Source organism: uncultured Limosilactobacillus sp., from assembly GCF_934202705.1.
GTDB lineage: Bacteria > Bacillota > Bacilli > Lactobacillales > Lactobacillaceae > Limosilactobacillus.
Genome location: NZ_CAKPYE010000003.1, coordinates 66,374 through 77,790, shown reverse-complemented (window position 1 = coordinate 77,790; position 11,417 = coordinate 66,374). Strand labels below are relative to the sequence as shown.

General features: G+C 44.0%; 7 protein-coding genes. All 7 read left to right on the top strand.

The window, feature by feature from the left end:
• Positions 1–410: 410 nt before the first annotated feature.
• The 7 genes from Q0C76_RS02665 (at position 411) to Q0C76_RS02635 (ending at position 11,402) form a co-directional block, all read left to right on the top strand.
• A complete protein-coding gene (locus Q0C76_RS02665; protein ID WP_295729389.1) occupies positions 411–1,067 on the top strand; it encodes a L,D-transpeptidase in 657 nt (218 codons plus the stop codon).
• 123 nt (positions 1,068–1,190) lie between these two features.
• Positions 1,191–5,510 (top strand): mucin-binding protein, encoded by a 4,320-nt coding sequence (locus tag Q0C76_RS02660; RefSeq protein WP_295729386.1) that lies wholly within the window; start codon positions 1,191–1,193, stop codon positions 5,508–5,510.
• 312 nt (positions 5,511–5,822) lie between these two features.
• The gene (locus tag Q0C76_RS02655; protein WP_295729384.1) at positions 5,823–6,434 is read left to right on the top strand and encodes a sugar permease; all 612 of its coding nucleotides are present in this window, start codon (positions 5,823–5,825) and stop codon (positions 6,432–6,434) included.
• Between the two features lie 12 nt (positions 6,435–6,446).
• A complete protein-coding gene (locus Q0C76_RS02650) occupies positions 6,447–7,244 on the top strand; it encodes a PhzF family phenazine biosynthesis protein (protein ID WP_295729381.1) in 798 nt (265 codons plus the stop codon).
• 105 nt (positions 7,245–7,349) lie between these two features.
• Positions 7,350–8,750: an MFS transporter gene (locus Q0C76_RS02645; protein WP_295729378.1), complete on the top strand. Its 1,401-nt coding sequence runs from the start codon at positions 7,350–7,352 to the stop codon at positions 8,748–8,750.
• 126 nt (positions 8,751–8,876) lie between these two features.
• A complete protein-coding gene (locus Q0C76_RS02640) occupies positions 8,877–9,920 on the top strand; it encodes a zinc-binding dehydrogenase (protein ID WP_295729552.1) in 1,044 nt (347 codons plus the stop codon).
• Positions 9,921–10,022: 102 nt separating this feature from the next.
• Complete coding sequence (locus Q0C76_RS02635) at positions 10,023–11,402, top strand: DHA2 family efflux MFS transporter permease subunit (RefSeq protein ID WP_295729375.1); 1,380 nt, start codon at positions 10,023–10,025, stop codon at positions 11,400–11,402.
• Positions 11,403–11,417: the final 15 nt, after the last annotated feature.

Sequence of the window (11,417 nt, the reverse complement as noted above, 5' to 3'; positions counted from 1 at the left end):
TCAAATTTTTAAGCGGTCGAGGAGGATTTTAAAAACTAGACAAAGGTTGAGCAGCAGGAACATTCGCCAGCCAAGTGACCAACTGATGATGTGCAGATTGAAGTGGCAAAGGTTGAACAAAATCACCAGGATTAAAAATAGGATATTAGCCCGTAAAAGGTCTTTTGACCAGTAGTGGTTAACAATGTAGTCCCAAATTTGAATTAAATAATTTTTCATGTAGTTAAATCCTAACTTAAGTTAGCTAATACGACAGTCACAATAAAGAAAATAAACGCAGTCAGATAGAAAATTTTTAAGTTTTCACGCATCTTTGATAGCTCCAATTGACATTTTGACGATCTTCAATAAAATTATTAACGTACTTCGATTATCACATATTTAGAATTATTAAGAAAGATGTTTATTGAATGAATAGCTACAAGAAAAATGTAATTTATATTTGTTTTTGTCTGTTCGTGATTTATGCGGGCGCCGTTCGGCCAGTACTGAACCATCGCTCACACATGACTAATCAGCCCCTCACCACGAATCCTGGCAAGCGACAGCCAGCCAAGAAACGGCCGGTGGATGCAACTGAACAATTCATGCGCACCCCAATTGATTGGCGAAAGTCATCAGAAACGAAACCTTACCCTGATCTTGCCAAGGTTAAAGATCTGAATGTGTTGGTCAGTATTCGTAAAAATCGTACCTATTTACGAGATGGTCAGCATGTGATTTACACTATGTATAGCTCGGCCGGTCAATATCATCGTCAAGGAAAGCGGGGTAAGAATGTAAGCTATACCCCGGTGGGGACGTTTTATATTCAGCAAGCACGAGGGATGAACTTTTTCAACCAGCGTTTGAATGAGGGGGCTAATTATTACGTATCATGGTTGAATAATGGTGAGTATTTATTCCATAGCGTGCCGACCAAGGCGGATGGTTCATATGATCGCCAGGAAGCTCGAAAGTTAGGAAAATCGACGGGTTCACACGGCTGTGTTCGTCTGTCGGTGTCAGATGCCCGATGGATGATGGAACACTTACCAGTAGGCACCAAAGTTACGATCGAGAATTAAAGCAAGCGGTTGGGAAAGGCCCAACTGCTTTTTTATTTTGTAAGGATTCCTTTACAATTAAATTTATAGAACTATAATTATCATTGAATAAGTAATTGTCCATTCCAAGGGAGGAAATTTCAGATGCTTTCGAAAAATAACTTACGTTTATTGAGTGAAAGAAATACGCCACACCAGCAACATTTTAGCTTACGAAAATTGACAATCGGGGTCGCTTCGGTATTATTAGGGACGACTTTTATGGTTGGTGCTGCTTATGCGTCCACTGATTTTCAAACAAATCAAACAACCTCCGTATTAAAAACAACCACTAGCAGCCATGCTCCAGAAACTGATCAGCTGATTAATAACGGTCCTGCTACGCAAGCGACGAATTCACAACAAACGACGTTGCGGCCGACTACGTCTCCAAATGTCACGTCTCAAGTTACGGATGACCAACAAGCGGATGAAGTTGCTACGCCGACCTTTTCAGGAATGACCAACTGGAAACCGAATAATGCTACCAAGCAGTGGACTGGCAAGGCCACTGATGCCCAGTATCGAGTTGGCGATCAATCACAAATTAACTATATTATTCAAAGTTATGGTGGAACCGATGTTGCCAACTCTCAAGATTTTCAAGGTACGACTAAGTACTTAATTATGATCCCGGCCGGCTTTAATACAACCGGCTTAACACCCAACCGAACCGATGCTGCATTGGGATATCAGTTACAAGATTTGGGGATGGTCGGTCCAAATGGTGAACGGAGTTTTATGTTGACCCTTGCGCAAACCCCAAGTTACCGTCAGCCATTACAAATCGCAGCGACAATTACTCCAATGGCAACCGCTGGTGGCGCTTATAACGATCTGTATAGTCAGTGGTCACCCTTGTTAATGCCGTTGGCTGAGTACCTCCATGCTGATGGTGATAATGGTACGGGTGGCGGAATGGGAACCATCACCCTGAAAAATGGTACGACATATCATTACGTTCGCGATTTAACGAGTTTTAATAATGTCCAATGGTATGATAAAAATTCACAGCCGGCGTATACCATTATTCCAGGTGCACAAGCTTTAGCGAATAATAATTATAAGATTATCAGTGTGAAGGCTGCTAAGGCTGATGCGACTCAAATTGGGCAAGCTGGTTATGAGGAAATCACGCCTAAGATTCAAATTACTGGAACGGTACAAAATGGGGACTATCTTGATTTCCATTTGGGGATTCCGTACCGTGATGGTCAAACCGGGACAACCAAATACATCTTATATGATCACAACTTAGCTAAGCAGTTTAGCGTGGCTAATATTGGCACCGTTTATAACATGGGTGATTACTATCGGTTAGTTTTTGATAATCAGGCAGGAACTTTAAACAATCCAACATTCACGTTGAATTTACGTTGGGGTGCCGAAAATCAGCAGGCTTCGATCAATAGTAGTGACTATGTCTACCGTTCAACAACAGATCCTCTTCAAGACCATACACAATTTGATTACATGCCGACAGATGACGTAACAATTAACGGCCAAACCATGGCAAGCGGGCTAATCGCGCATGGTCAGTATATTTATACTGCACAGCCCATTGGTGTTGGGATCAATTCTCTAGGGGTAGGCAATACTTACTCGACAAACCGAACTTGGAACCAACAGGGGGATGTATCAGTAAATACTCACTGGGATAATGTTCAAACAGCGGGATTGGCAATCAAAGAGTTGGGAAATGAATTTGATATTAGCACGACGGTGACTAAAGATCCGACCGGGCAAGTTAACTTTACTTTTACTAGTGCCCAAGATTTAGCACGAGCAATTGAAAAGGCAGTGGCATCGAATAATCAACAATCATTAACTAACAGCGTCGTTAGTGATGGTCATACGTATGTCACCATGACTAGTCAAAAGGGTGAACGACCACGGATCAAAGCAACCGTGACATTAACCGTGACTGCTGATCAACACAATCCTAATCAGAAAACGGCTGTCTGGCATGTTCAATTAGCTAATCTCGATCCGACGAGAAATCCACGGATTATTTTTGCAAATTCAGTACCGCTGGTTACCGCCACGGCCAATAATTTTACGATGCCTGATGGAATTACCTCATATGATCAGGACCAGGCGGCTGCCAAATCAATTGCAACTGACACGTACCAAGGAGCTAAAACCAGTAATACGGCTTTAATGAAGGTTCTCCAATCGTTACCGGTTGCGTTGACTAAATTTGTGACCTATCAAAATGGTCAACCAGCGAAGACTTCCAGTACTTTTGGTGGCCCTTGGAATGCGGCAATTAGTTATAACGGTAATAATGCGGTTGAAGGTGGCGGTTCAGCAGCCGACCTCGTTACCAATACTTTACACTTTGAAGATCTTGATTCTGGTCAGTCAGTAGCTGATGATGTGACCTATCAAGGGGCAACCGGCTCCAATGTTCATTTTTCAGATGGCCAAGCAATTTATAATAACTTGTCGAACTATCACTTTGTCAAAGCAGTGAGTGTCCAAAATGGCCGAGAAACGGTTCTCCAAAATTTTGATCCAACTAAGTTAGCATCATTTAGCTTTGGCACTGCTGGTAAGAGCCAACCGCACGAATTTATTATCTACGTTCAAAAGAATCAACCGGTCCAGCAAACCGCTCATGTGACAGAAATCATCAATTATCGGTTCGAAGATGAAACCCCAGCGGCTCCGCAATATACCAAAACTGTAACGTACAAGCGGACTGGTAATGGCGAGTGGCAAGCAGATGGGAGTTTTAAGGTAATTCCATCACCACAAATCGATGGTTATACTCCAAATCTGACGCAAGTTGACGTGCCAAATATTGCTCAGACTGACCTCCATAATGGCGGTCAGCTGAAAGAAGAGTATGATGTTGTCTATCAGGTTAATAAACAAACGGCGAAGATTAGTTACGTTGACGATACGCTTGGTGGGATTACTTTAAACACGGACACCACCGAGGGTAATTATGGCTCTAAAATTCAATTTTTCGTTGATCCAGCACAAAAAATAAAGAATTATGAAAAGCAACATTATATCTTAGTCAGCAACAATTTTACTACCAATGCTCAATATCAAGCAGATAATCAGAACAACGTATTTGTCGTTCATTTGAAGCACGCCACGGATAAACGGACGAAGTTAGTTACGATCACCCGAACCATTAAGTACCTGGCAGGTGACCATTCAGTAGCACCACAAGTGATCCAGACGGTTACCTTTACTGGAACGGCGCTCCATGATCAAGTGGCTGATACGACAGGGGATTATCAATGGCAAGTCACGGACGGGAGTCGCAATTTTGCAGCGGTTTCTTCTCCAGTTCCTACTGGTTACCAGATTATCAATGTGCAAAGTGATCTTCATGGCCAACTTGCTGGCCAGAATGTCCAAGCAATGACGACAGCTCCAACGATGGCCGATGAAGTAATTACGGTTCGTTATGCTCAGCAACAAAGCGCTAGTTTAAACTTTATTGATGATGAAACGGGTGTTCCGATCCATCCGGTGATCACAGTTCAAGGTCGTGATGGGCAACCGATTAACTTTGGTAATGTTCAGTCCATTGTGGATCAGCTCACTGCTAAATCTTATGTGCTGAAAGGAATTACTGATGATACGCCGGCGAAATCCATAATGACGGTATTAATGAACAACCGGTCAATTGCTGACTCCGCGACGACAAATTGGCAAAGCAGGTTTGGCAACTTTGGGCAAGGTGCACGGAGCTTTACAATTCACTTTACTCATGGGCATGGTCAGTTAACTGAACAACATCAACGCACAGTGACGGAAACTATACATTACCAGACTCAGGCTGGCCACTCATTAGCAGACCCGCTGATTCAGACTTTGACCTTTAATGGTGTCGGTTATCGAGACCTTGTTACTGGCCAAGACATTGTAACTGGGTGGCAGATTGCAAATGGTCATGCTGATCATGGCAATTTTGGCAGTGTGAAGAACCCAGTCATCAATGGTTACCATGTTGTGTCGGCAGTTGATGAACAAGGTACCAATGTCTGGAACGCAGTTACTAATCAAGTCAAAACGCAGGGACAAATTAACCATACGTCACCGGATGTAAAAATTATTGTAACCTATGCTGCTGATGTTCAACCAACTGCACCGAAGCAGCCAACCCATCATGATGAACCGGGCACAGTGCAACAGCCTACACTGCCAAAACAACCGGTGGTTCATCATCAAACTGAGACTCCTGCTAAGCAGCAATCGGTACCTGTTATGACGATAGTGCAAGGACAATCGACGGTTGATGATAGCGAAAAGTCGGTAGTGGACCGGCCGACCATTAAACGAGTAGCCAAGCAGTTGCCGCAAACGGGGACTAATCAACAGGAAGCTATGCTGGGCCTAGGGATTATTTCACTAATGGCAACGTTAGGACTAGCAAAACGTAAGCATTCAGCAAATGATTAAACTTAGACTGTATTAAATTGTTGATTAGCTGGTTAGATGCTTCTCACGGAATGATCAAAAAATGATCGTGGTCAACATTGCAGTTCCGCTTAATCGTGGTATATTAATAGTTAATCTAAAACGAAGAGCGAGGGATTACGATGAGTAAGTATGTTGTTGAATTGAGTGCCGAAGACTTACAAATGTTGAAGGACTGTCATTCTAAGAACCCTTCAATTATGAAGTCATTAAATAATGCCAAAAAATCAGATTAATCGATCGCACAATTTTCTGGGTATTTCCCGGGAAATTGTTTTTTGTTAAGGAGGAAGAATGCGACGTGGATTGACGGTTGCATTAGCAATCATCCTAAATGCCTTTGGGCAATCACTTACGATTGTTACAAACATGGGAAGTATGCCTTGGCCGGCTTCCATTGTGAACATGATGCATGCTCTACATTGGACGATGACGGCCACGATTTTTACGGAAGGCTTGGTTGTGATCGTGTTAAATGCGGCGATTAGCGGGTGGCTGAATTGGGGCGGTTTAGGTAAGGAATTTGCTTTTTTAATTCCGTACAGCTTCTTGATGCAATGGTTTGCGGATGGGTGGCGATTTTTCGGTGTGGATCGGCTCGCCATTGGCTGGCGACTGGTGTGTGATCTGGCAGGATTATTAGTTGCTTTTGCTGGGGTGGCCAGCTATCAACAAGCAAATTGTTGTCATCCGCAGGATGATCTATCGATGACCTTAAAACGTCATTTCAGTGTCCGCTTTACGATGGGCTTTAATTTGCTATTACCAGTGATCATTATCATAGTTTGTGTTTTACACAACCAGACACTCTATGCCGTCCACGTTGGGACCGTGATTGGGCTATTAGCGCAACGGCGGGTAGTGACCTTTTATGATGAATATTTACCGGCGCTGTGTCGCTGCTAAGGAGGAATAACCATGATCAAAATGTATATTGTGGATGCCTTTACCGATGAATTATTTAAAGGCAATCCAGCTGCGGTTTGTTTTGTTAATGAATGGCCAAGTGCAACGTTAATGAAGAAAATTGCACAAGAGAATCGGTTTTCTGAAACGGCGTTTTCGATTCGCCGTGATGATAGTCATTATGATCTGCGGTGGTTTACCCCGGGTGGTGAAATCGACTTGTGTGGGCACGCGACTTTGGCAACGGCGTTTGTAATTTTCCAAACAGCTGCCCCATTGGAGACTACCACCATTACTTTTCAGACCCAGCAAAGCGGAAAACTCCTGGTGACAAAGCAGGACGATCAATATGAGATGGAATTTCCATCTTACGATCTTAAAGCAGTGCCAGTAACGGCTGCCATGACGGCGGCATTTAGGGCCACGCCTCAAAAGGCCTACTTGGGTCGGGATTTGCTGTGTGTCTTTGATGATCCCCAAACCATCATCAACATGCAACCCGATCAAGCTAAGCTGGCCCAGCTGGATGGTCTTTTGCAAAATGTGACGGCCCCCGGTCAGCAATATGATTGTGTATCGCGATCATTTGCTCCAAAGCTTGCGGTTCCAGAAGATCCGGTTTGCGGAAGTGGTCATTGCCACATTATTCCATATTGGGCACGTCGTTTAGGCAAAAAGCAACTTGTGGCTTATCAAGCTTCCCCACGGAGCGGCATTTTATACTGTACGTACGCCGGTCCGGTGACTAAGTTAGCTGGCCAGGCAGTGTTATATTCCAGCGGTCAGCTAAATTTATCTGCAATTAATTAATTTCCCCCTTTGCTTTTTGCCACGGGATTCAAGTAAAATATAAGAAAACATGATGGCTATGGCAGAGCAGACTGCCGTAGCTTTTTATTTTGAGGAGGAAATGATTTGGCGAAGAATGACAGAGTGAGTGGTCGAACGTATGGTGCAATCTTTTCGGTGGCACTGCTAAGTTTTATTGGAATTTTAACGGAAACGGCAACTAACGTAACCTATCCTGAATTATCGCGGGTCTTTGGCATTTCACTGGATACGACGCAATGGATTACCGCTGGGTACTTATTGATGGTGACGATTGTGATGGGGACCACTTCCTTTTTACTGAAGCGGGTTTTAATTAAGCATTTGCACTTGATTGCGGTCGCGGCTTTTATGATTGGTGACGTGATTTGCGCGGTGGCAGGTAATTTTCCGATCTTGTTGTTGGGACGGTTTATTCAAGCGGCGGCGACTGGACTCTCGACCCCAATGATGTTCCAATTGATTTTTACGAAAATTCCTCGAGAAAAGTTGGGCTCAATGACGGGAATTGCGGCGATGGTGATTTCTTTTGCCCCGGCGTTGGGACCGACGTATGGTGGTTTGGTAGCCACGAGTATGTCTTGGCGGATGATTTTTTGGCTCATTTTGCCGCTTGCGATTGTTTCTCTATTACTGGGTCAATGGTTGATTACAAATATTGAATTAACTGAAACTAAGCCATTTAGTACCACTAGCTTTATGTTGCTGGCGTCCGCGATGGTGGTGTGGATCTATGCCTTATCAATGATTGGCAAGACTGGATTTGACGGAAAATTTTGGTTGTTCCTAGGTTTGTCACTACTGCTCTTTGCTGGATTTATCAAAGTCAATACAACAGGACCGACAGAGCTGGTTGATCTCGGAATCTTTAAACACTTGGCAGTCGCGCTGAACGGCTGGAATTATTTCAACTTACAATTTATTAATATTGGGATTTCACTAGTGATTCCGGTTTATGCACAATATACGTTACATGCTTCTGCCTTTATTTCGGGACTGATCTTGCTACCAGGAGCCATTTGTGGTGCGATGATTTCTCCTTTTGCGGGTCATCTAGCTGACCGGTATGGTTTTAAATTGCCGGTGCTTTTGGGGAATACTTTGTTTGTAATTGGCGGATTGCTATTTTGGCTGGGTCAGGATTACTTAACACCATTTTGGATGATGATTTTCTTTATCATCTTACGGTCGGGGTTTAATTTTGCGTTTTCAAACACGATTTCAAATGCCACGGTGAATGTATCGGCCAACAATGCGGCGGACGTCAGTTCATTATTTAACATGATTCAACAATTTGCTGGAGCCACTGGAGTTGTCTTTCTCGCGTCTTTAATGGCAATTTTTCAAAACCATGGAGCCGGAACGATGGCCATGCGGACGTATGCTGGGGGACGTCTCGACTTTATGATGACAGTGACTTTAACGTTCTTAACATTGCTCCTGTCGCTAATTAATTATCACTGCCAAGGGCGGCGATCTCGCCAATAGGTAGTGCCGTTTGATACATTTTAGTTATTAATGATCATTAATAATTAGTATTTCATAATGATCGGCAGAAGAATTACAATAAAAGTGGTAGCGTTAAACTTTGTATCGTGAAGGGAAGTCATAATGATGAAGAATGCCATTTTTGCTAAATCCGGCGAAGTTAAGATTATTGATTCGCCAAAGCCGGGAATTCAGCAGCCTGATGATGTGATTTTAAAGGTCGTCAGGGCATGCGTTTGCGGATCAGACTTATGGAACTTTCGGGGAATTAATCCGGTGGAACCGAATTCGGAAAATTCTGGCCATGAAGCCCTGGGCATTGTCGAGGCAGTTGGCAGTGATATTACAACAGTCAAGCCGGGGGATTTTGTGATTGCCCCGTTTACCCATGGCTGCGGTCATTGCGCTGCTTGTTTAGCGGGCTTCGATGGTGTTTGTCAGGACCATAATGATAATTTCTCTGTAGGTACTCAAGCAGAATACATCAGGTTCCAACATGGTCAATGGGCACTCGTTAAAATTCCGGGTCAACCAAGTGATTACAGTGAAGGAATGCTGAAGTCGCTTTTGACCTTAGCTGATGTGATGGCCACTGGTTATCACGCAGCCCGCGTAGCCAACGTTAAACCTGGTGATACGGTAGTCGTCATGGGTGATGGTGCCGTTGGTCTTTCTGCCATTATTGCGGCTAAGTTACGGGGGGCCAGTCGAATTATTTCAACTAGTCGACATGAAGATCGTCACCAATTGGCAATTGAATTTGGCGCAACGGATAACGTCGCGGCCCGTGGTGATGAGGCAATCAAAGCAATCATGGATCTTACGCACGGGAGCGGTGCTGATGCCGTCCTTGAATGTGTGGGAACAGAGCAATCCACGAACACCGCTTTAAAGGTTGCTCGTCCTGGGGCAGTTGTTGGCCGAGTTGGTTTGCCACATACCCCAGCAATGGATATGACCGCGCCGTTCTATACCAACACCGCGATTGCTGGCGGTCCCGCCTCAGTGACGACATATGATAAACAAGTTCTTTTAAAGGCAGTTTTGGATGGCAAGATTAATCCAGGGAAAGTCTTTACGAAGACCTTTACGTTGGATCAGATCAATGATGCCTATCAAGCCATGGCGGATCGCAAGGTTATTAAATCTTATATTAAAGTCAGTGATTAGTTATTAACCGGTGGAACTTTGCAAGGGTTCTGCCGTTTTTGATTGTGTTTTGCTCCGATCGCGTGTATGCTGAATAAGCATTCAAATTCAGAGGAGTCAATTGTGAGTCGAAAACAAAAATTTGTATTATCAATCATGATCCTGGGCACTTTCTTTGGAATTATGTGTTCCACGATGATGAACATTGCCCTGCCAACGTTGATGCGGACGTTTGGCTTATCATCTGCCAGGGTGCAGTGGGTTAGTAATGGCTATATGCTGGTCAATGCTTTAATGATCCCGGTCAGTGCTTACTTGATTAAGAAGTATTGTTATCGGAACCTCTTCCTGATTTTTACCGCCATTTTTGGAATTGGGACAATCATTGGGGCAACCGCACCAACCTTTAATATCATTGTGGCCGGGCGGATGATCCAGGCCATTGGTTCCGGGATTATGATGCCCCTCGTCAATGTGATGGCGATGAAGTATGCTGCGGATGGTCACCAAGGTGCCGTTATGGGCATTGTCGGCTTAGCATTTAATTTTTCACCGATTATCGGGCCTTCGGTCGCAGGATTGATCCTCGATTTCTTTAGTTGGCGGTACCTATTCATCCTGATTTTGCCGTTCATTATCGTGACGCTCATCTTGTCATGGGTGGAGATGCCGAAGTTATCCACAAAGGAAAATCCGCAATTTAATGTCACCGGCTTAGTGACGTGTAGTATCAGTTTATGGTTCTTGTTAAATAGCTTTTCTAATTTCGGCAGTGAACCATTCTTGAGCTTCGGGGTGGCCGGAGCGCTGTTTATTGGCTTATTATCATTAATCTTATTCATTGGTTCCCAGTGGCATAGTACGCATCCATTTGTGAATCTGCGCATCTTTCGCCATACTCAGTTTACGTTAGCAGTAATGGTTAATTGCCTTTTGGTTTCAACAATGTATGGCAATACAATCTTACTGCCGCTTCTGGTCCAAAATGTTATGCACCAAAGTGCATTTATTTCAGGACTAGTGATTTTACCAGGGGCGCTATCAACCGGTTTACTGTCGCCAATTAGCGGGAAGCTCTTTGATCGCTACCCAATTCGCTGGATGGTTACGTATGGACTGGTAGTGGATCTCTTTGGAACTGCGATGCAGGCGTTTATTGGTGTTCACAGTGGCGCGGTTTTTGCGGCCTTTTGGCAATTTGTTCGGCAATTTGGAATTGTGATGCTGTTAATTCCGTTGCAGACGGAGGCGTTGGCACTATTACCACAAGACCAGTTGCCGGATGGGGTCGCCATGTTTAACACGACCCGGCAGATTGCGGCTAGTTTTGGGATGGCCTTTGTGGTCGCAATGGTAAACCTGACGGATCGGTACTATCATGTTGGTACTTCAGCGGTTGGGATCCAGGTTGGCTTTATTACATGTTTTGCTATTTTATGCTTTGCATTAGTGATTGCCCAGTTCTTCCACACCAATCGTCAAGAATTCCAACATTCGCATTAATAAGGAGGTTGTTGA